The 21,097-nt window shown below is 73.1% G+C and carries 15 protein-coding genes and 4 tRNA genes; 9 read left to right on the top strand and 10 right to left on the bottom strand.

Translation table 11 applies throughout. The features are described 5' to 3' along the window. A partial coding sequence (locus tag ABT247_RS11730) for a DEAD/DEAH box helicase (protein ID WP_350741480.1) occupies positions 1–1,861 on the bottom strand: 1,861 nt, incomplete at its 3' end. Positions 1,862–2,323: 462 nt separating this feature from the next. On the opposite strand from ABT247_RS11730, the gene ABT247_RS11725 reads away from it, so the two are divergent. Next, positions 2,324–2,815, top strand: coding sequence for a hypothetical protein (locus ABT247_RS11725; protein WP_350741478.1), 492 nt, complete (start codon positions 2,324–2,326; stop codon positions 2,813–2,815). 100 nt (positions 2,816–2,915) lie between these two features. Here the strand turns inward: ABT247_RS11725 and crcB (ABT247_RS11720) are convergent, their stop codons facing one another. The 3 genes from crcB (ABT247_RS11720) to crcB (ABT247_RS11710) are packed head-to-tail and all read right to left on the bottom strand — an operon-like array spanning position 2,916 to position 4,257. Then, a complete protein-coding gene (crcB, locus tag ABT247_RS11720; protein WP_350741476.1) occupies positions 2,916–3,290 on the bottom strand; it encodes a fluoride efflux transporter CrcB in 375 nt (124 codons plus the stop codon). Next, a complete protein-coding gene (locus ABT247_RS11715) occupies positions 3,287–3,745 on the bottom strand; it encodes a DUF190 domain-containing protein (RefSeq protein ID WP_350741474.1) in 459 nt (152 codons plus the stop codon). Before ABT247_RS11715 ends, crcB (ABT247_RS11720) begins: the two co-directional genes overlap by 4 nt. Further along, positions 3,742–4,257 (bottom strand): fluoride efflux transporter CrcB, encoded by a 516-nt coding sequence (gene crcB / locus ABT247_RS11710; protein WP_502892434.1) that lies wholly within the window; start codon positions 4,255–4,257, stop codon positions 3,742–3,744. The genes ABT247_RS11715 and crcB (ABT247_RS11710) overlap by 4 nt, the downstream gene beginning before the upstream one ends. A 91-nt stretch (positions 4,258–4,348) precedes the next feature. On the opposite strand from crcB (ABT247_RS11710), the gene ABT247_RS11705 reads away from it, so the two are divergent. The 5 genes from ABT247_RS11705 (at position 4,349) to ABT247_RS11685 (ending at position 7,423) form a co-directional block, all read left to right on the top strand. Then, positions 4,349–4,690 carry a metallopeptidase family protein gene (locus ABT247_RS11705; RefSeq protein ID WP_350741470.1) on the top strand — a complete coding sequence of 114 codons (342 nt, stop codon included), beginning with the start codon at positions 4,349–4,351 and terminating at the stop codon, positions 4,688–4,690. Between the two features lie 128 nt (positions 4,691–4,818). Further along, positions 4,819–4,891: transfer RNA gene (locus tag ABT247_RS11700), tRNA-Glu, on the top strand. A 58-nt stretch (positions 4,892–4,949) separates the two neighbouring features. Further along, positions 4,950–5,023: transfer RNA gene (locus ABT247_RS11695), tRNA-Asp, on the top strand. A gap of 27 nt (positions 5,024–5,050) precedes the next feature. Continuing rightward, positions 5,051–5,124, top strand: a tRNA-Phe gene (locus ABT247_RS11690). Between the two features lie 655 nt (positions 5,125–5,779). Then, complete coding sequence (locus ABT247_RS11685; RefSeq protein ID WP_350741468.1) at positions 5,780–7,423, top strand: RICIN domain-containing protein; 1,644 nt, start codon at positions 5,780–5,782, stop codon at positions 7,421–7,423. 214 nt (positions 7,424–7,637) lie between these two features. Here the strand turns inward: ABT247_RS11685 and ABT247_RS11680 are convergent, their stop codons facing one another. From ABT247_RS11680 to ABT247_RS11670, 3 genes are all read right to left on the bottom strand, one after another. After that, the gene (locus ABT247_RS11680) at positions 7,638–10,028 is read right to left on the bottom strand and encodes a pectinesterase family protein (RefSeq protein WP_350741466.1); all 2,391 of its coding nucleotides are present in this window, start codon (positions 10,026–10,028) and stop codon (positions 7,638–7,640) included. A gap of 263 nt (positions 10,029–10,291) precedes the next feature. Beyond that, the gene (locus tag ABT247_RS11675; RefSeq protein ID WP_350741464.1) at positions 10,292–11,341 is read right to left on the bottom strand and encodes an alpha/beta hydrolase family protein; all 1,050 of its coding nucleotides are present in this window, start codon (positions 11,339–11,341) and stop codon (positions 10,292–10,294) included. Between the two features lie 132 nt (positions 11,342–11,473). After that, positions 11,474–12,385 (bottom strand): zinc-binding dehydrogenase, encoded by a 912-nt coding sequence (locus tag ABT247_RS11670; protein ID WP_350741462.1) that lies wholly within the window; start codon positions 12,383–12,385, stop codon positions 11,474–11,476. Between the two features lie 225 nt (positions 12,386–12,610). Here ABT247_RS11670 and ABT247_RS11665 point away from each other — a divergent pair, with 225 nt between their 5' ends. Continuing rightward, positions 12,611–13,585 (top strand): LysR family transcriptional regulator, encoded by a 975-nt coding sequence (locus ABT247_RS11665; protein ID WP_350741460.1) that lies wholly within the window; start codon positions 12,611–12,613, stop codon positions 13,583–13,585. On the opposite strand, the gene ABT247_RS11660 is transcribed toward ABT247_RS11665, so the two are convergent. The 3 genes from ABT247_RS11660 to ABT247_RS11650 all read right to left on the bottom strand — a co-directional run bounded on the left by ABT247_RS11660 (position 13,560) and on the right by ABT247_RS11650 (position 16,383). Then, positions 13,560–14,768 carry a serine hydrolase domain-containing protein gene (locus ABT247_RS11660; RefSeq protein ID WP_350741458.1) on the bottom strand — a complete coding sequence of 403 codons (1,209 nt, stop codon included), beginning with the start codon at positions 14,766–14,768 and terminating at the stop codon, positions 13,560–13,562. The genes ABT247_RS11665 and ABT247_RS11660 overlap by 26 nt on opposite strands. Positions 14,769–14,962: 194 nt before the next feature. After that, positions 14,963–15,868: a hypothetical protein gene (locus tag ABT247_RS11655; protein ID WP_350741456.1), complete on the bottom strand. Its 906-nt coding sequence runs from the start codon at positions 15,866–15,868 to the stop codon at positions 14,963–14,965. Continuing rightward, a complete protein-coding gene (locus ABT247_RS11650) occupies positions 15,865–16,383 on the bottom strand; it encodes a SigE family RNA polymerase sigma factor (protein WP_350741454.1) in 519 nt (172 codons plus the stop codon). Before ABT247_RS11650 ends, ABT247_RS11655 begins: the two co-directional genes overlap by 4 nt. Positions 16,384–16,524: 141 nt before the next feature. On the opposite strand from ABT247_RS11650, the gene hrpA reads away from it, so the two are divergent. Together hrpA and ABT247_RS11640 are read left to right on the top strand one after the other, a co-directional pair. Continuing rightward, positions 16,525–20,508, top strand: a complete 3,984-nt coding sequence (hrpA, locus tag ABT247_RS11645) for an ATP-dependent RNA helicase HrpA (protein ID WP_350741452.1) — start codon at positions 16,525–16,527, stop codon at positions 20,506–20,508. A 106-nt stretch (positions 20,509–20,614) separates the two neighbouring features. Next, a tRNA-Asp gene (locus tag ABT247_RS11640) sits at positions 20,615–20,688 on the top strand. The last annotated feature ends 409 nt before the right edge of the window (positions 20,689–21,097 follow it).

Here is a 21,097-nt window from a genome sequence, read left to right as displayed (position 1 = left end):
CACCGGAACGACGGTCGTCACGGTCGCGGTTGAAACCGCCCGAACGACGCTCGTCACGGTCGAAGCCACCCGAACGGCGGTCATCGCGGTCACGGCCACCGAAGCCACCGGAACGACGGTCGTCACGGTCGCGGTTGAAACCGCCCGAACGACGCTCGTCACGGTCGAAGCCACCCGAACGGCGGTCATCGCGGTCACGGTCGCGCGAGAACGCCGGACGCTCGCTGCGCACCTCGCGGTACGACGGGGCGCGGTCCTCCGCCTGCGGCGCGGCCGCGGCGGGGGCGGCGGCCTCGGCGACGACCGGGGTCTCGGCCTGCTCGCCCGCCTCCTCGGCGGCCGGGGCCTCGTCCTCGATGCCCAGCTCGGCCCGCTCGCGCGCCGCACGGGCGGCCAGGCGGTCGGCCTCCTCGCGCAGCTCGGTGGCGCGGCGCTGGGCGCGCTCCAGCTGGCGGGTCATGTCGGCGAGCTCGCGCTCGGCGGCACCGGCGATGTTCGCGGCGCTCTCGGCCTGGACCTCGGTGAGCGAGCGGGCGCCGGTGATCCGGGCGACCTCGGCGTCGAAGGCGTGGTCCAGGATGTGGCGGCTGGCGTCGACGCCCGCGTCCTCCATCAGGCGGAAGACGCCGCGGCGCTGGTGCGGCAGCACCAGGGTGACGACGGTGCCGGAGCGGCCCGCACGGGCGGTGCGGCCGGAGCGGTGCAGGTAGTCCTTGTGGTCGCCGGCCGGGTCCACGTTGAGGACCAGGTCGATGCCGTCGACGTGGATGCCGCGGGCGGCGACGTCGGTGGCGACGACCACGTTGACGTAGCCGTCCTTGAAGTCGCCCAGGACGCGGGTGCGGGCGCCCTGGGTCATGCCGCCGTGCAGCGCGTCGGCCTTCACGCCGGCCTCGATCAGCTGCTCGGCGACGCGGTCGGCGCCCATCTGGGTGCGGACGAAGATGATCGTGCGGCCCTTGCGGGCGGCGATCGCGTTGGTGATCGGCGCCTTGTCCTTGGGCTTCACCACGAGGATGTGGTGGGTCATGGTGGTGACGGCGCCGGCCGAGGGGTCGACCTCGTGGGTGACCGGGTCGTTCAGGTAGCGCTTCACCAGGGTGTCGATCTCGTTCTCCAGGGTGGCGGAGAACAGCAGGCGCTGGCCGCCGGCCGGCACCTGGTCGAGGATCTCGGTGACCTCGGGCAGGAAGCCCATGTCGGCCATCTGGTCGGCCTCGTCGAGGACGGCGACCTGGACGTCGTCGAGCTTGGCCGAACCGCGGTTGATCAGGTCGCGCAGGCGGCCCGGGGTGGCGACGAGGACGTCGACGCCGCGCTCCAGCGCGTAGATCTGGTTCGACATCGAGGTGCCGCCGCAGACGACCTTGAGGCGCAGGCCGAGCACCGAGCCGAACGGCTCCAGCGCGTCGGCGACCTGCATGGCCAGCTCGCGGGTCGGGACGAGGATCAGACCGCGCGGGTGCTTGGCGCGGGTGCGGTCGCCGTCGGCCAGACGGGTCAGCAGCGGCAGGCCGAAGCTGAGGGTCTTGCCGGAGCCGGTGCGGCCGCGGCCCAGCACGTCCTTGCCGGCCAGGGCGTCCGGGATGGTCGCGGCCTGGATCGGGAACGGGGTGGTGACGCCGCGCTTGGCGAGGGCGCGGACGATCTCGTCCGGCAGGCCCAGGTCGCCGAAGGTGATGGTCGGCTCGGCGGCCTCCGCGCTCTCCTCGGCGGTGGCCTCGGCGGCGGTCTCCGCGGCGGCGATCTCCGCGGCCTCGGCGGTCAGTTCGGTGGTGTCGGCGGTGTCGGGGGCGTCGGTGACATCGGCGGCGGCCTCGTTCGCGGGCATGGCGAAGCGGGCGTCGTCAACGAGAGACATGCAAAACCTTCCGGAAGTGGCACGCGCCAAAGTCCGGGGTTCTGTTTCACAACCGCCTCTATGCGGTCAGCCACGGATCGCCGGAACGCGCCAAGGGCGCCAGATGGGAAAGGGCGCCAGTCAAATGGATCAAACGAACGATCTACCACCATAGAGGAGCTTCCGGATCGAAGGCAAACGCCCAGGCCAGGCCCCTGCTACCCAGCCGCCCGAGGGCTCGGCGCCGAGGAACCGGAGCTGCCGGTGGAGGGCTGCGGGGCCGGCGGGACGGTCGCGGCGGGCGTGGTGTGCTCGGGCTCCGGCGAGCTCGACGGGTGGCTGGTCGGGGTGGCCGACGGCGTCCCGGCGGAGCCCCCGGAGCGGCCCTCCCCGGTGCCCCCCGCCCCGCCCGTGCCGGACCCGGCCGCGCCGCCGGCGCCGCCTCCGCCCGAGGTGCCACCGCCCGGGCGCGGTGCGGGGCTCGTGTTCCCGCCGCCCGTCGAACCCGCGCCGCCCGGCGCGTTCTCGGGGGCGCCCGCCGCCGGCACCGGGACCACGCCGGCGACCGCGCCGTTCGCGCCGGGCGCGATCTCGCCCGCCACGGTGGCCGTGGCCCCGGGGGGCGCGTTCTCGGCCTGCACGCCGCCCGGCCGCTCCGGATGCCCCGAGGGCGCCCCCGAGTGCCCGGCGCCCGGCGAGGCCGAGGGCCCGCCGGTCGCCCCCGGCTTGCCCACCGGACCGGCCTGCCCGACCGGAGCCACCCCGCCGGGCTTGTCCTCCGCCGCCGGACCGACCGACATGCAGCCGGTCAGCCCGAGTCCCGCCACCGCCAGCACCGCCGCCGCCCGCACCCCGCGCGACCGCCGGGCCGCCGTCTCCCGCACCGGCGCGGCCACCCGCGCGCCGACCGTCCGCACCGCCCGTACCGAAGCCACCGCGCTCCCTCTCCACCGCCCCACCCGGGCCGCCCACTGACGCGCGGCCGCTTCCGGTGCCCAACGCGCACCGGGTGCGCCGGGACACGGGTCGGCGCGGTGCTCGTCGCGCCCCGCCGGGCCGCCGGCCCCGGGTCGGCTCAGCCCCAGAGCGCCGAGGCGAGCTCCGCCCCCGCGTACACGGCGGCCAGCCCGGCCGCCAGGCTGCCGGCCACGTTGGCCGCCGCGTAGCGCACGGCGCCCGACTCGGCCAGCCGCAGCGTCTCGTACGAGAAGGTCGAGTAGGTGGTCAGCGCCCCGCAGAAGCCCGTGCCGACCAGGAGTCGGACCTGCTCGGAGGCCGCGCCGGCCGCCACCGCCCCGGTCAGCAGGCCGAGCACCAGGCAGCCGGACACGTTCACCGTGAAGGTGCCCCACGGGAACACCGAGTCGTGCCGGGACTGCACCGCCCGGTCGGTCAGGTACCGCAGCGGCGCGCCGACCGCCGCACCCGCCACCACCAGCAGCCAGTTCACTCCGCTCCCCCGCCCGGGCCCGTGCTGCCCGGGTCCGTTCTGCCCGGGTCCGTCCCTTCGAGGGCCGTAGCGGTTCCGCCCGCTCCCCCTGCTCCCCCTGCTCCCCCTGCTCCCCCTGCTCCCCGGCCGGTGTAGCGGACGACCTCGCAGCGGTCAAGCACCACCAGCCCCTCCCCCACCAGCTCCTCCAACTGCGGCAGGAACGCCCGCACCCGCTCCTCCTCGTCCACGATCACCACCGCCACCGGCAGGTCCCCGCTCAACGACAGCAGGCGCGCCGTGTGCACCAGCGACGAGGCGCCGAAGCCCTCGATCCCCCGGAACACGCTCGCCCCGGCCAGCCCGGCAGCCCGCGCCCGGTGCACGATCTCGCTGTACACGGGGCGGTGGTGCCACCTGTCGCTCTCGCCGACCAGCGCGGTCAACCGCAGCGCGGGCCCGCTCAGCCGGCTCACCGGCCACCCCCGCCACGGACCGCTCCCCGGGCCGGCCCGGGGAGCCGACGGCGGATCAGACGCCGGGTCAGCACCGCCGCCGCCCACACCGCGCCCAGCGCACCGAACAGGGTCAGCCCGAGGTACGCCAGCCCCGGCCCGAGCCGCCCCGCCTCCAGCAGCCGGCGCACGTCCACCGCGTACGTCGAGAAGGTCGTGAAGCCGCCCAGCACCCCGGTGCCGAAGAACGGCCGCAGCAGCGGATGCGCCGGCCGCCCCTCGGTGACGGCCACCAGGAACACCCCGATCACCGCGCAGCCGACCACGTTGACCAGCAGCGTCGTCCAGGGGAAGGCCGTCGGCCCGGTCTCCCAGCCCAGCCCGGCCGCGTACCGGGCCACCGCCCCGATCACCCCGCCCGCCGCGACCACCGCGACGGCCGGCCCCTGCCCGCGCAGCACGGGCGCCCGGCCGCGCGCCGCCGCCGCACCCGGCAGCCTCGTCCGCGCGGGCTCCTCCGCGGTGTCGTCCATCGCGCCCTCCGAGGTCGTCACAGCCCCATCAAACACCGCTGTCCGCTGCCTGGCACACCGTCATCCCAGACCCGACAATGATCCGGTGGAGATGACCCGGGAAGAGTTCGAGACGCTGGTCAGCGACGCCCTGGACCAGATTCCCCCGCAGCTCGCCGCCATGATGGACAACGTCGCGGTCTTCGTCGAGGACGAACCCGACCCCGGCGACCCGGAACTCCTCGGCCTCTACGAGGGCACCCCGCTCACCGAGCGCGGCGAGTGGTACGCCGGCGTCCTGCCCGACCGCATCCTGATCTACCGCGGCCCCACCCTGCGCCACTGCGACACCCGCGAACAGGTGGTCGAGGAGGTCCGCACCACCGTCATCCACGAGGTCGCCCACCACTTCGGCTTCGACGACCACGAACTCGACGACCTCGGCTGGTCCTGACCCCCGCCCCCTGCCGGGCACTCACGGCCCGCGCCCCCACCCGGCCCAAACCCGTTTTGGCGATCCGCCCCGCATCCCATATGCTTCTCGACGTCCCCGAACGCTGGAAACAGCGGGACAGGCCGCAAGCCCTCATCGTCTAGTGGCCCAGGACGCCGCCCTTTCAAGGCGGTAGCACGGGTTCGAATCCCGTTGGGGGCACGCGCAGTACCGTAGTAAAGTGCAGTGATCGCAAGACCTTAGTGGCTCGCCACTACAAGGTCCCGTGGAGCAGTTGGTTAGCTCGCCACCCTGTCAAGGTGGAGGTCGCGGGTTCAAGTCCCGTCGGGATCGCTCGTCTCGCCAGAGACGGTGCAGTACGGCCAGGTAGCTCAGTTGGTACGAGCGTCCGCCTGAAAAGCGGAAGGTCGCCGGTTCGACCCCGGCCCTGGCCACATAGCCTGAACAGGCACGATGCCCTCGAAGCAGCTCGCTTCGGGGGCATTTTCGTGCCGTCCGACGCCAACCCTGACGCCAACGGCCCCGAGTCGCGGCGAACCCGGGCAGCCCGTTCGATTGCCGGGGTTCGAGGCAGGGTGACGCCGATCACCAGCCTTCGACTTTCGACCATGGCCTGGCGGTGCCGTAGGCGGAAGCCTTGGAAGGCCTCTCTGCTCCCGGTGCGAACGACTCCGGCGTGTGCAGATCCCTGCGGTTCTCACCGGTCGCAGGCCTGGTCGCAGGCCTGGTCGGCGCCGGCCGCTGTGCGGGCGGACGCCGACGATGTACTGGTCCGCCAGGAAGCGCCTCTCCGTGTTCCGCGGCGGACGGAAGGCGGTCAGGACGAAAGATCTCCGGCTCTTCGCGGCAACCTTCTCGGCCTCCGCGGCCACTCAGTGGTGTCCGGCCACGTGGTTCGGTCAGATGCGACGGCTGAAAGAGAGCACAGACGTGTCCCTTGAACGCGAGCACAGAGATGTCCCTCGCCCCTCCCACGTCGACAGTGGCATCGCACGGGCGGGCGGCCACGGGCGCGGAGCCCGTCCATCGCATCGCGGCCGTCGGCTGTACCAGCGCCGGAGCTTCTGGGCGGCTGTCGGCCTGGCGGTCGTGGGCGCCTCCGTGACCGTGGTCAACACGGCCACGGCGGGCACCGTGGCCGTGGACACGAGCCCCTGGTACCTGCTGGTCAACCGCAGCACCGGCCAGGTGCTGGACGACTACGGCTACGGCGCGTACGACGGCGCTTCGGTGGTGCAGTGGAGCCGCACCGGCGAGGCGAACCAGCAGTGGAAGTTCCTCGACGCCGGTGACGGGAACTACCGGCTGCAGAACCGGTACTCCGGAAAGGTGCTGGACGACTACGGCTGGTCGAAGGCCGAAGGCTCCCAGGTGAGGCAGTGGAGTGACCTGAACGGCGCCAACCAGCAGTTCCACCTGGCAAAGTCGTCGGACGGCTACGTGCGTCTGATCAACACCTTCAGCGGCAAGGCCGTGGAGGTCCCGCTCGGCTCCAAGTCCGACGGGGGCCAGATCGCCCAGTACCACGACTGGAACGGCGCCAACCAGCAGTGGCAGCTCGTCCCGGCCGGCAGCGCCGGAGGCACCGGGAACTCGGGGGGCTCCGGCAGCAGCGCCACGCCCACGAAGCCCGCCACGCCGGGCGGCAGCAACTCGGCGAAGAGTTTCATGGGCAGCAACACGGTGCTCATCGGCGGCTCGATGTCCGACGCATCGGCGAACGCCGCCCCGTTCGACGTGCAGTACGCCTACGTGCACAGCCAGCCCGCACCCTCGTCGGAGTACTACACGGCGGCCCGCTGCCAGGACGGGTGGACGGGCTGGTGGGGTTGCTGGAACGGCAGCACCACGGCGCCCGGCACGTACGTGACCTGGCGGGACGCCAAGGCGGCTCAGGAGACCTACCAGGGCAAGCCGCGCCCGCAGAAGTTCCTCTGGACCTGGTACTCGCTGCGCGACCTCGGCGACGCGGCGGGCCAGGGCGACGGTCCGGGCGAGGTCAAAGCCATCAACAGGGTCGACCTGCTCACCCGGTACCTGCACGACTACCGCTTCTTCCTCCAGAAGATCGGCACCTCGCACGACATGATCGACCTCGAGCCCGACTTCTGGGGCTACGTCCGGTCGCTCGGCGACCCGCACCAGGTCGCCGCGCAGGTCACGGCCGCGGACCCGACGGACTGTGGATCGCAGGAGAACAGCGCCGCCGGACTCGCCCAGTGCCTGATCTCGATGGCGCACAAGTACGCTCCGAACACCGCGGTCGGAATGCACCTGTCCTGCTTCGACTGGCAGCAGAACACCCCGCAGTGCGTCAAGGACTACGCCCGCCTCGGCGCACAGAACGCCGACTTCCTGGCCACCGACGTGTCGGACCGCGACGCGGGCTGGTACGCGCAGCCCGCCCACGGCGGCCTCGACAACTTCTGGACCGACCAGAAGGCCGCCGCCCAACTGTCGTTCTACAAGACGATGGCCGAGTCCGTGGGCAAGCCGGTGGTCCTGTGGCAGATCCCGGTGGGCAACATGGCGCAGAACAACACGCTCAACCACTACAAGGACGACAAGGTGGACTGGTTCTTCGCGCACATGGACCAGGTGGCGAACGCGCACATCGCCGGTCTGCTCTTCGGCGCGGGTCAGCAGGAGCAGACCACACCCGAGACCGACGGCGGAAACCTGGTCGACAAGACCATCGCGTACCGCAACTCGGGCGGTGCACCGCTGAAGTAGGCGAAAGAACGACTGTGGCCCCGCTCTTCGGCGGGGCCACAGTCGTTCTCCTGCGCATCCACGACGAGGGCCAAGCCGGCCTCCGACAGGGCCGTGGCTCAGCAGGTGTCCGCGGGTGCCCGGTGGTATGCCCCAAGCCTCCCCCACGAGCCCGGAGGAGCGAGCCCGGAGGAGCGGGCCCGGAGGAGCGGGCGCGGCCCGGTCGGTGGTGGTGTCAGAGGGCAGGGAAGGCGGGGAAGGTACAGGTGGGGGCCGTGCCCGGACCACCGGTGGTGGTCAGGGTGACGTCGGGGCCGGACGGGTGGAGGTTGGTGTCGGTGGCGGTGATGCGGGCGTTGGCGGCGGTCGCCGTGGTGACGTCGAGGTTGACGTGTTGCAGGGTCAGTTCGAGCGGGTGGGCCTTGTCCAGTCCGACCAGGGTGGATTTCGCGCCGCTGGGGGAGTGGGTCGCGGTGACGCCGTCGACGGTGATGCCGGTGAACCAGGGAGCGTTGGGGCCGCTGCCGCCGGAGTAGTGGGTGTCGAACACGAGCGGGGCGCGGACGGCGTCGAGACAGGTGTTCAGGTAGGTGACGCCGGTGACCCTGCCGCCGTTGGCGGGGGAGCTCTTGATGCGGATGCCGGTGCTGGAGCTGCTGGTGTTGCCGAGGGCGTCGGTGCCGGTGAGGGTGTTGTCGCGGAAGAGGACGTTGGTCACGCCGCTGGTGGTCTCGCTGCCGATGGAGATGCCGTGGGTGCCGTAGAAGTGGTTGTTCGTCACGGTGATGTTGCTGCTGGACTTGTTGCCGCCCTTGATGGCGATGCCGTCGTCGCCGTCCATGATGGAGGAGTCGGTGATGGTGACGTTGGTGGCGCCGGCCGGGTCGATGCCGTCGGTGTTGCGGGCGGTGGCGGGGGTCTTGATGCGTACGCCCCAGGCGGTGAAGCCGTTGCCGCCGTTGTAGACGACATGGAAGTTGGGGGAGCTCAGCAGGTCGACGTGGTAGAGGGTGAAGTTGTCGGAGTTGTCGGCCTGGATCAGGCGGGGGTTGTTCTGGTTGGAGCCGGCTTTCTGGGCGTCGGTGGCGAGCTGCCACCAGCTGGTGGTGGTGCCGAGGACGGTCTGGTCGCCGCGGCCGTCGATGCGGCCCTGGCTCCCGTCGGCGGCCCGGACGGCCTCGATGCCGGCGTTGGCTCCGGCGACGCTGATCAGTGGTTTGCAGCCACCGCCGGAGGAGGCGAGGGTGCCGCAGCGCGGCTTGCCGCTGATCTGGTAATCGGCGGGGTTGCGCGAGCCGTAGAGGGTGACACCGCTGTCCAGCAGCAGGACTTCGCCTTGGTGAACGGTCAGCGGTCCGGTGAGGAAGGCGTCGCGGCTGGAGTCCGTCGCCTGCAGGCGGACGGACACGGTCTGCTGTCCGGCCTGGGCGCAGGTATCGAGGGCATGCTGGATGCGGATCGTGTCCGGTGGAGTGGTCTCGCTGCCCTGGTCGGTAGCGCGGGTGGGCATGGTCCGGACTGCGGGAACGGTGGCGCAGACGGTGGTGGGCAGTGCGGGCTCGGTGACATGGCGGGTGTCACCGGTCGCTGTTCCGGCCGGCACGGTCGATCCGGTGCCGTGTGAGGCCGCGACCGGGTTCCAGCCGTCGGTGCCCGCGAGGTACGCCGTGGCGGCGTACTCGCCGGCCTGGGCCGCCGGCAGTTGCGGACTGTCGGCACCGGTGGCGGCACCCGGACCGGTGTTGCCGTACGAGGCGAGGCGGGCCGAACGCCAGGAGAAGCCGCTCATGTCGGTCCACGGGGTGGCGCCCTTGATCGCGGCCGGGAGCGCGGTGTTGCGGACGACGACCTGGGCACTGGCGGTGGCGGTGGGGTGCCAGGGCCGGCCGAGGTAGTAGGTGCCGTCCTTCGCGGTGGAGCGGACGGTGCTGTCGGTGATCAGGAAGCCGTACTTGTGGGACGTCTCCGTGTTGGCAGCGGTGAGGAAGCCGTTGAGGCCGTCGGCAGGAGCGCCGTCGTCGTCGGCCTGGATGGTCGCGTGGTCGAGGACGGCGGTGGCGTTGCCGAAGATCATGTCGACGTCGCCCTCGACGTAGTCGTCGGTGAAGTACTGGCGGGTCTGCGCGGTGGCATCGGGGGACCAGGCGAGCAGGGTGTCCTGGTGACCGATGATGCGGTCGTTGCGGAAGACCTGGCGGTCGCCCTCTGCCGCCAGGGCGACGGCCTGGGTCGCGCTGCCGACGTGAGCCGCGGCCCGGTCGAAGGTGTTCTCGACGGTCAGGTTCTCCACGGTCAGTCCGGTGGCTGCGAAGGTGGCCGTGGCGCTGCCCTCGGTGCCGAGTTGGCCGCCGCCGGACCTGGCCGTGCCGGCGGAGTTGCCGTAGCTGATGACGACGTCGGCGGGGTTCCCGGTGGCTCCCGTGACGGTCAGCCCGTCCTTGCCGGCCGGCACCCGTACCACCTCGTGGTAGGTGCCCTTGGCGATTCGGATCCGATCGCCCGGCCGCGCGGCGTCTACCGCCGATTGCACGGTTCGGTATCGGCCACTGCCGTCAGAGGCCACGGTCAGCGTGTGGGCCTTCGGGGTCAGGGCGGCCTCGGCGATCAGGGGGACAGTGGCGCCCATGACGGCGAGGACTCCGGCGGTGGCGAGCACGCGACGGGTCGCCGGGCGTCGGCGGTGTGTGCGTCGGTCGAGATCTGGCAACGGTCCGTCCTTCTGGAGCGGCGGCCCGCGGATGCGGGCCGGATCGTCCATCAGTTGCCGCCGGGTCCGCAAAGGTTGTCGTGCAGAAGCGTCTTGATCGCGCAGGACCTCTTGACGGACGTCCCGGTCGGTCGCGTCGGGACGAGCCGCGGAGTGCTGTTCCGTCGTGCGCCCCCGGCGGTTCAGCCGAGGCGGGTGGCGAGCCAGTCGGCGGTGGTGGGGAGCCAGTCGGGGAGGGCGGTGCCGAGCAGGTGGTTGCCGTGGGGGACGAGGAGGAGTTCGGCGTTCGGGGCCCGGGAGGCGAGGGCGGTGGCGGCGGTGACGCCCGGGATGCGGTCCTCGCCGCCCTCGACCACCAGCAGCGGGAGGGTGATCGTCGGGGCGAGGGCGGTCAGGTCGATCCGGGCCGCGAAGGCGCGGGCGGCCTCGGGGCTGCCGCAGCGCTGGGTGAGGGTCTCGGTGACGAAGGGGACGAGGCCGTCCCAGTCCAGCCGGTAGGGGCCGCTGACCGTCACGGCGGCGTGTAGCCGGGGCTCGTGGGCGGCGGCCTTCGCGGCGTAGTAGCCGCCCAGGCTGAGGCCGACGACGGCGGTGCGGGCGGGGTCGAGGCCGTCGCGCCCGGCGAGTGCGTCGAGGGCGCGGCCGACCACGTGGTGGTAGTCGGGTTCGGGCGCGCTGGTGGCGGCGAGCACGCCCTGTCCGGGCCCGTCGATCGCGAGCACCGCCAGGCCGCGCGCCAGCAGGGCCTCGGCGAGGACGTGGAACTCCTCCTTGGCGGAGTCCATGCCCGGCACGACCACCACGACCGGGGCTCCGGCCTCCCCGGCCCGGGCCGGGCGGCGCAGCCAGCCCGCGAAGCCCTCGCCCGCCACCCGTTCCGCGGTCGGCTCCAGCAGGGCCAGTGCCCGCCGCATCGCCTCGTCCGCGTCGGCGGCGAGCCGGGCGGCGGCGGCCCGGTCGGGGTGGGGCAGCAGTCCGGCGGCGTGGAACCAGCGGGCGGCGGTGCGGTAGGAGGTGCCGGCGGTGACGGTGCGGCCCTCGGCCTCGGCGCGCTCCGCTTCGGCGCGGTACCGGCGGCCCGCGGCGGCGAAGGCGGCCGGCCATTCGTGGAGGGAGGTCAGCGGGGCCGTCACCCGGGCGTACTCGTAGAGGTCGAGGCCCGCGCCGTGGGCGCGCGGGCGGTTCTCGGCGATGAAGGCGGGCAGCAGCCCGGGGGTGTCGAGGACGGACATGGTGGGAGTCCCTTTCGGTGAGGGGTGCCAGGAGGGTGAGCAGTGCCGGGAGTTGGGAGGCCCGCGAGGGGCAGCAGGCCGGGCGGGCCGGGCGGGTCAGGTGGTGCAAACCCACCGGGCAGGCCCGGCGGATCAGGCGACGGTCAGGACGGCCTTGCCGCGGATCCGGCGCTCGCGCAGGTCGGCGAGCACCGTGGCGGTCTCCTCCCAGGGCGCGATCCGGCCGAGCTCCGGGGTCAGCCGGCCCTGGGCCGCCAGGCGCACCAGGGCGGCCAGGTCCTGGCCGTCGGGCACGTCGGAGTCGGCGTAGTGGAAGTGCCGCAGGGTGGCCGACTCCGGGCCGTTGAAGAAGTCGAAGAAGTCGAGCGTGGCGGGCGTCCGGGAGGCCTGCCCGAACCAGATCAGGGTGCCGCGCCGGGCCAGCCGGGCGAGGGCGAGCGGCAGGGCCGCGCCGCCGGTGGACTCCAGCACCAGGTCGTACGGGCCGCGGGCCTCGGCGAGGTCGTGCACCACCTCGGCGGCTCCCAGCTCGGCCAGTCGGCGGCCGCGTTCCGGGGAGGCGGTGACGACGGTCAGCTCGGCCCCGGCCGCGGCGGCCAGCTCGGTGAGGTAGTGGCCGACCCCGCCGGAGGCCCCGGTCATCAGCACCCGCCGCCCGGCCAGGGCCCCGGCGGTCCGGAGCAGCCGCAGCGCGGTGAGGCCGGCGAGCGGCAGGGCGGCGGCGCGTACGGCGTCCAGGCTGTCGGGCAGTTCGGCGAGCGAGGTGGTCGGCACGCACACGTACTCGGCCCATCCCCCGGCCGGCGGGTGGCCGACCACGCGCCGGCACACGCCGGGCCCGGTGCCGTCGGCGGCGGCCTGCACGACCAGTCCGGCGACGTCCTTGCCCGGCCGCCACCCGGGCCTGGGCGCCTCCAGCTGGAACGTCTCCCCCCGGTTCACCGAGAAGGCCTCCACCTTGACCAGCACCTCGCCGGGCCGCGGCCGCGGCTGCTCCACCTCCGCGAACCGGACCGTCCCGTCCGCCGCCACCAGCGCCTTCATTCCCGCTCCCCTTCCGTCGGACCGGTCTCCAGCTCACCGCGCCCGGCCCGGCGGGGTCCAACAACCGGCGGCGGGCGGCGACAACCGACAGTTGTCGCCCAGGTGCGGAGGGAAGGATGGGGAAGGAAAGGTGGGGAAGGAAAGGTGGGGAAGAGGGGCACGAAGAAGAGGGGCAAGGGGGGGAGCCGAAGGCCCCGGAGTCCGGGCACGGCTTAGGGTGCCCGGGTGGATCTGGATCTGGGGCAGGTGCGGGCGTTCGTGGTGGCCGCCGAGGAGTCGCACTTCGGGCGGGCCGCCGGACGGTTGGGGATCAGTCAGCAGGGGCTGTCGAAGCGGGTGGCCCGGCTGGAGGCGGCGCTGGGGGTGCGCCTGCTGGAGCGGGACGCCCGCGGGGTGGCCCTGACGGGGGCCGGCCGGCGGTTCCTGGAGCCGGCCCGGTGGGTGCTGGCGCAGGGGGAGCGGGCGGTGGCCGCCGTGCAGGGCGCCGGGCGGCCGCTGCGGATCGACGTGTGGGGGCACCTCTACGCGCCGATGCGCACGCTCGCTCAGGCGGTGGACGCGGCGCCCGGCCTGGAGGTGGATCCGGTGCCGGGGCGGGATCTGCCGTCGGTCGCGGCGGCGGTGCTGCGCGGGGAGTCGGACGCCGGGTTCGGCCGGGTGCACGCCCTGCCGGACGGCGGTGACGCCGGGCTGACGCACCGCCTGGTGCGGCTGGAGCCGGTCGACGCCCTGCTGTCCGTGGACCATCCGCTGGCCGGCCGCGACACGCTAAGCCCGGCCGAGCTGGGCGGCAGTGTGCTGCGCTACCCGGCGGCGGTGGACCGGCTGGACTTCCTGAACCGCTTCGCCACCCGCTTCGGCATCGCCGAGCGGGTCGGCTCGACCAACCTGGGCCTGGAGCACTTCGTCGACCAGGTCGCGGCCGACCCGGCCTGCTTCTCCCTGGTGCCCGCCGACAACCCGCTGCCCGACCGCCCCGGTGTGCGCACCGTCCCGCTGGTCGGCCCGACGCCGCTGTACGCCTGGTCGCTGCTCTGGCGGGCCGAGCGGGGTACCGATCCGCACCCCCAACTGGAGCGGCTGCTGCGGGCGTTCACCGCGGAGGCGGCTCGCAGCCGGTGGCTGGAGTACGACCCGGCCCGCGACTGGCTGCCGGACGCCGACGAGGCCGCGCTCACCCCGCCACGGCCTGGTAGCTGAGCACCTCGAAGTCCCGTGCCACGGCCGGCGGGGTGGCGCTCTCGAACATCCGCTGGGTGAGCAGGACGCCGGTCAGCCGTTCCGCCGGGTCGTTGAACCACACGGTGCCGAGCCCGCCGTCCCAGCCGTAACGGCCGGGGGCGGCGAAGCCGGTGCGACGGGTGGCGACGGAGAGGCCGAAGCCCCAGCCGGTGAGTTCGTCACGCCCCAACAGGGGTGCGGCGGCGGCGAGTCGGGCGGGACCGAGGTGGTCGGTGGTCATCAGCTCGACGGCCGGGCGGGAGAGGACGCGCACGCCGCCGGGGCCCTCGCCGCCGGCCAGCAGCATCCGGGCGAAGGCGAGGTAGTCGTCGAGCGTCGAGACGAGGTCGCCGCCGCCGTCGTCGAGGCGCGCCGGCCGGGCCCAGGCGCTGTCGGCCGGGTCGTCGTACGGGACGAGCCGGCCGCTCGCGCGGTCGCGCACGTACTCGACGGGGAGCCGGTGCAGTTGGTCGGCCGGCACGGTGAACCCGGTGTCGCGCATGCCGAGGGGGTCGAGGACGCGCTCGCGCAGCACCTCGCCGAGCGGTTTGCCGCAGGCGCGGGCGAGCAGGATCCCGAGGACGGTCGAGCCGGTGTGGTAGTGCCAGCCGGCGCCGGGCTGGTGCAGCAGGGGCAACTCGCCGAGCAGCCGCAGGAATTCGTCCGGCTCGGGGTAGTCCGTCCGGGGCGGCCGGACGTCGACGCCGCGCTCGGCCGTGGCCCGGACGATCGGGGCGGTGGGCGGGAGCATCGCGAAGCCGTAGCCGAGCCCGAAGGTGAGCAGGTCGCGCAGGGTGATCGGCCGGACGGCCGGCTCGGTGTCGGCGAGCTCGCCGTCCGGGCGGCGCAGCACCCTGCGGTCGGCCAGCTCGGGCAGCAGGTCGTCGACCGGGTCGTCCAGCCGCAGCAGGCACTCCTCGACCAGGGTGAGGGCGGCCGCCGCGGTGATCGGCTTGGTCATCGAGGCGATCCGGAACAGGGTGTCCCGCCGCATCGGGGCGGTGCCGGCCGTGTCCCGGCTGCCGAGCACCTCGACGTGGGTGTCGCCGTCCCGTTCCACGGCGGCCACCAGGCCCGGCACCTGGCCCTGTTCGACGTGCCCGGCCAGCACCGCGCGCATCCGGCCGAGCCGGCCCTCGGACAATCCCGTCGTGCCGCTCATCGGCCACCTCCGCCTCTCGACGCCCTGTCACCCGCACCGGAGTCCACTGTGACGCGGCGCACTGACAACCGGGCGCAGGGCACCGGCCACCCGCGACGCAAGGCACCGACAACCGGGGATGCAACGCACCGGCCACCCGGGGCACAGCGCACCGACCACCCCAGCGCACTGACTCCCCGGGCGCGCCCGCGGCCTCAGCGGGACCGGAACCACTGGTCGCTGCTGCCGATCAGGCCGCCGTCCGCGCCGAGGTAGCGGAGGGTGCCGGCGTCGACGTCCCGCGTGCCGGCGATGGCGAACCAGCGCGTGGGCGAGTCCCCCACCGGAACGGGTACGGCCTCGGTGGAGCCGCCACCGTGCCAGGTGACCGCGACCCTGGCGACGTCGGGGCGGACGCCCACGATCACGACCGGGAGGCGGCTGTCCGGCGCCCCCTGGTCCTCGAACGCCGCTCCGCCCTCCTCGACGCCGGGCGGCCCGGCGGCCGGTGCTCCCGGTGCCGGGACCTGCTGCCACGATCGGCCGCCCTGCTCCTCGCCGTCGACGACGAGGTAGAGCGCCACCACGTCCCGCATGGGGCGCCAGGTCAGCCCGGTCCCCGTGCCGCCCCGACCGGGCGGCGGGTCGCCGGCGCCGCCGCGCCCGTCCGCGACGATCAGCCGGTCCTGTCGCGCACCGTCCTCCGCGGTCGCGGTGGCCGGCCACAGCGCCACCCACGCCTGCCACCTCCTGCCGTCCGCGAACCCCTGCCCGACCATGGTCCGGACCGGGGTGAACGGGTCCCGCGCGGCACCGCCGGGAGCGGCCGCGCCCACCGGAGCGGACGGGGCCGGCCCGGCCGCCACCGCCGAGCCGCCCGCCCGACGCCCGTACCCGCCGGACGCCGCCACCGCCCCGGCCACCGCCACGACCAGCACCGCGGACGCCGCGGCGGTCAGCAGCCGCCGGCGCCGCAGCCGGCGCCGCCCGCCCGCGATCAGCCGCTCGTACGGCACGGGCCCCGCCTCGACGCTCCCGGCCAGGTCGCTCAGCCCGGACGCGGCCGCGGCCGCGACCGCCGGCGCCGAGCCCTCGTCCCCGCGCATGGACTCCCTGCTCATCTTCCGCCTCCGACAGTCGTCAGCTCGCTCAGTGCGGGGGCCGCCCGGAGCTTGGCCAGCCCCCTGGCCGCCTGGCTCTTCACCGTCCCGACCGAGCAGCCCATCGCCGCGGCGGTCTGGGTCTCGGTGAGGTCCTCCCAGTAGCGCAGCACCACGGCCTCGCGCTGGCGCGGCGGCAGGGCGGCGAGCGCGGTGAGCAGCGCGGCGCGGTCCTCCGGGTCGGCCCCGGCGGGTGCCGGGCGTTCCGGGACGGCCGGCACGAGGTACTCGGTGAGTCTGCGCCGGAACTTCCGGGCGTGTTCGTTGACCAGGATCCGGCGGACGTAGGCGTTCGGGTCGTGGGCCGCCCGGACCCTCTCCCACGCCACGTACGTCCGCTCCAGCGTCTGCTGGACCAGGTCCTCGGCGCCGTGCCGCTCGCCCGCCAGCAGGTACGCCGTCCTGAGCAGCCGCGACCACGCACTGCCGGCGAACGCCCGGAACTCCTCGTCCCGGCCGGCCTTCTGCTCGCCCATGAACACCCCCTCCCCCGCCAGAGCCCGCGGCGGCCCCGGACCGTTGCCCCGCCGTTCGCGATTCCCGGCCGGCGGCTGTGACACTGGAGGGGCTCGAAAACCGAGGTGCGCTCCGCCGTGCCTCCTTGCGAACCTAGAGGGATGCCCGCAGTGAGTTCTCCCGCAGTCCAGTCCGCCCCCGCGCCCGCCGAGGGTCCCGGGATCGGTGAGCTGGCCGCCCGTCTGCCCGAGCTGACCCTGCGCGACCAGGTGCGGATCGGGCGCCGGCTGGAGGGGGCCCGCCGGGTCCGCAAGCCCGAGGCCCGCCAGAAGATCGCCGCCGAGATCGCCGCCGACATCGACCGCGCGGAGCTGGTGGTCGAGCGGCGCCGCAGTGCCGTCCCGGAGATCAGCTATCCCGCCGAGCTGCCGGTCAGCCAGAAGAAGGACGACATCCTGGCGGCGATCCGGGACCACCAGGTGGTGATCGTCGCGGGTGAGACCGGTTCCGGCAAGACCACCCAGATCCCGAAGATCTGCCTGGAGCTGGGCCGCGGCGTGCGCGGCCTGGTCGGCCACACCCAGCCGCGCCGGATCGCCGCCCGCACGGTGGCCGAGCGCGTCGCGGAGGAGCTGAACAGCCCGCTGGGCGAGGCGGTCGGCTGGAAGGTCCGGTTCACCGACCAGGTCGGCCAGGACACCCTGGTCAAGCTGATGACGGACGGCATCCTGCTGGCGGAGATCCAGACCGACCGGGACCTCCGCCAGTACGACACCCTGATCATCGACGAGGCGCACGAGCGCAGTCTCAACATCGACTTCCTGCTCGGCTACCTCAAGCAGCTGCTGCCCCGCCGCCCCGACCTCAAGGTCGTGATCACCTCGGCGACCATCGACCCGGAGCGCTTCGCCCGGCACTTCGGCGACGCCCCGGTCATCGAGGTGTCCGGCCGCACCTACCCGGTCGAGGTCCGCTACCGGCCGATCGTCGAGGAGACGGACGACGACGACGCGGCCGACGCCGACCGCGACCGGGACCAGATCCAGGCGATCTGCGACGCCGCCCAGGAGCTGCAGGACGAGGGCCCCGGCGACATCCTGGTCTTCCTCTCCGGCGAGCGCGAGATCCGCGACACCGCCGACGCCCTCACCAAGCTCAAGCTGCGGGGCACCGAGGTCCTGCCGCTGTACGCCCGGCTGAGCTCGGCCGAGCAGCACCGGGTGTTCCAGCGCTCCAACCTGCGCCGGATCGTGCTGGCCACCAACGTGGCCGAGACCTCGCTGACCGTCCCCGGCATCAAGTACGTGATCGACCCGGGCACCGCCCGGATCTCCCGCTACAGCCACCGCACCAAGGTGCAGCGGCTGCCGATCGAGGCGATCAGCCAGGCCAGCGCCAACCAGCGCAAGGGCCGCTGCGGCCGCACCTCGGACGGCATCTGCATCCGGCTGTACTCGGAGGAGGACTTCCTCTCCCGTCCCGAGTTCACCGACGCCGAGATCCTGCGCACCAACCTGGCCTCGGTGATCCTGCAGATGACCGCGGCGGGCCTGGGCGACATCTCCGCCTTCCCGTTCCTCGACCCGCCGGACTCCCGCAACATCAAGGACGGCGTGCACCTGCTGCACGAGCTGGGCGCGCTGAACCCGGACGAGAAGGACCCCCGCAAGCGCCTGACCCCGCTCGGCCGCAAGCTCGCCCAACTGCCGGTGGACCCGCGGATGGCCCGCATGGTGCTGGAGGCGGACCGCAACGGCTGCGTGCGCGACGTCATGGTGATCGCCGCCGCGCTCTCCATCCAGGATCCGCGCGAGCGCCCCGCCGAGAAGCGCCAGGCGGCCGACGACCGGCACCGCCGGTTCTCCTCGGAGACCTCGGACTTCCTCTCCTACCTGGCGATGTGGCGCTACGTCCGGGAGCAGCAGAAGGAGCTGTCCTCCTCGGCCTTCCGCCGGATGTGCAAGGCCGAGTTCCTGAACTACCTGCGGATACGGGAGTGGCAGGACGTCTACACCCAACTGCGCACCGTGGCGAAGCAGTTGGGCGTCACCATCGAGGAGCCGCATCCGGACGCCGAGCCGGACGCCGACCGGATCCACCAGTCGCTGCTGGCCGGTCTGCTCTCCCACGTCGGCCTGTACGACGTGGAGAAGCGCGAGTACGCCGGTGCGCGCGGCGCCCGTTTCGCGGTCTTCCCGGGCTCCGGTCTGTTCAAGAAGCCCCCGCGCTGGGTGATGTCGGCCGAGCTGGTGGAGACGTCCCGGCTGTGGGCGCGGATCAACGCGAAGATCGAGCCGGAGTGGGTGGAGCCGCTGGCCGGCCACCTGATCAAGCGCAGCTACAGCGAGCCGCACTGGGAGAAGAAGGCCGGCGCCGTGCTGGCCTACGAGAAGGTGACCCTCTACGGGGTGCCGATCGTGGCCCAACGCAAGGTCAACTACGGGCGGATCGACCCGGAGCTGTGCCGCGAGCTGTTCATCCGCAACGCCCTGGTCGAGGGCGACTGGGAGACCCACCACCGGTTCTTCGCCGAGAACCGCAAGCTGCTCGGCGAGGTCGAGGAGCTGGAGAACCGGGCCCGCCGCCGGGACATCCTGGTGGACGACCAGACCCTCTTCGACTTCTACGACGCCCGGCTGCCCGACGAGATCGTCTCCACCCGGCACTTCGACTCCTGGTGGAAGAAGGCCCGGCACGAGCAGCCGGACCTGCTGAACTTCGAGAAGTCGATGCTGATCAACGACGCCGCGGACGGCGTCACCGAGGCCGACTACCCGGACTACTGGCAGCAGGGCAAGCTGCGCTTCAAGCTCACCTACCAGTTCGAGCCGGGCAGCGACGCGGACGGCGTGACCGTCCACATCCCGCTGCCGGTGCTCAACCAGGTGACCGCGGAGGGCTTCGACTGGCAGATCCCCGGTCTGCGGGAGGAGCTGGTCACCGCGTACATCAAGTCCCTGCCGAAGGCGCTGCGGCGCAACTTCGTGCCCGCGCCGGACTTCGCCAGGGCGGCGCTGCGCGAGGTGAAGGACCGCCAGGAGCCGCTGCTGCCGTCCCTGGAGCGCGCCCTGAAGCGCCTGACGGCCGTCACGGTGCCGCCGGAGGCCTGGGACGACGACCGGGTGCCGGACCACCTCAAGGTGACCTTCCGGGTGGTGGACGGGCGCCGCAGGCTCGCCGAGTCCAAGGACCTGGAGGAGCTGCGGCTGCGGCTCAAGCCGAAGCTCAAGGAGACGCTCTCCTCGGCGGCCTCCGGCCAGGGCATCGAGCAGAGCGGCCTGACCGCCTGGCCGGCCGGGCTGCCGGTGCTCCAGCGCACCTTCGAGCAGCGCTCCCGCGGCCACTCGCTGCGCGCCTACCCGGCGCTGGTGGACGAGGGCGCGTCGGTGGGCGTCAAGCTGTTCGACACCCCGCAGGCGCAGGAGCAGGCGATGTGGGAGGGCACCCGCCGGCTGCTGATGCTGACGGTCAACTCCCCCGCGAAGTCGATCCAGGGACGGCTCGGCAACCAGGCGAAGCTGGCGCTCTCGCACAGCCCGCACGGTTCGATCGGCGCCCTGTTCGAGGACGTCGTGTCGGCCGCGACGGACCGGCTGATGACCCTGGCGGGCGGCCCGGCCTGGGACGAGGCGGCCTTCGGCAAGCTGCACGACAAGGTGCGCGCGGACCTGTACGACCTGTCCGCGGACACCACGCTGAAGACGGCCACCGCGCTGATCGCCTTCCACAAGGCGTCGACCCGGCTGAAGACGGTGAGCAGCCCGGTGCTGCTGAACGCGGTGAACGACATCCGGCTGCACCTGGCCTCGCTGGTGCACCCGGGCTTCGTGACGGCCACCGGCTGGCAGCGGCTGCCCGACCTCAAGCGGTACCTGCTGGCGGTGGACCGCCGGCTGGAGGCCCTGCCCAACCACCCCCAGCGCGACGCCCAGCAGCTGCTGAAGGTGCAGCAGGTGCAGCAGGCGTACGGGGAGCTGCTGGCGGCGGTGCCGGCCGGGCGGCAGCCCTCGGAGGAGGTGCGGGCGATCCGCTGGATGATCGAGGAGCTGCGGGTCAGCTTCTTCGCCCAGTCGCTGGGCACGCCGAGCCCCGTCTCGGAGAAGCGGATCATGAAGGCGATGGACGCCGCGCGGGCCACCCTCTGAGCTGCGGGTGGGCCTTCAGGAGCCAGTTCGACCTGGGGGCCCACCATGGGCTACGATCTGTCTTGTTCGCAGCGCGGCAAGCGAGTGAACGAGATCAGAAAACTCTGGTCCCGTGGAGCAGTTGGTTAGCTCGCCACCCTGTCAAGGTGGAGGTCGCGGGTTCAAGTCCCGTCGGGATCGCCGCAGCGCGAGAGGCCCGGAACCGTCAGGTTCCGGGCCTCTCGCTTTTCACCGTCCGGCCTTCTACCCCGCACCGGGCCCGGATCGCAAGCGGTAGGGCGTGTGACGGTCACCACGTCCGCCCTCCGGAGATCGGCCCCGGAACGGCCCGCGAGAGACACCACTAATTTAATATGTAAAATTGCACTGTTATTCACTGTAAATCCCCCCCGCCCCATGCGCATCAAATCGTTATACGGAGTTCAACATTCCGTCGACCGGAAGACTCCGGGAGTCGGTCGTCCGGGAACGACAAAGGGGCCGCCAACCGGACTCCGCCGGGTCCGGTCGGCGCGCGGGCTCCCGCGTGCTGACCTACCAGGAGCTGTACGACCGGGCGGCCGGCGTCGCCGCCGGGCTGCGCCGGCTC

It is taken from the genome of Kitasatospora sp. NPDC001539 (assembly GCF_040298565.1).
GTDB lineage: Bacteria > Actinomycetota > Actinomycetes > Streptomycetales > Streptomycetaceae > Kitasatospora.
Note: the sequence above shows the minus strand (reverse complement) of the source record. Positions and strands in the feature narration are given on the sequence as shown.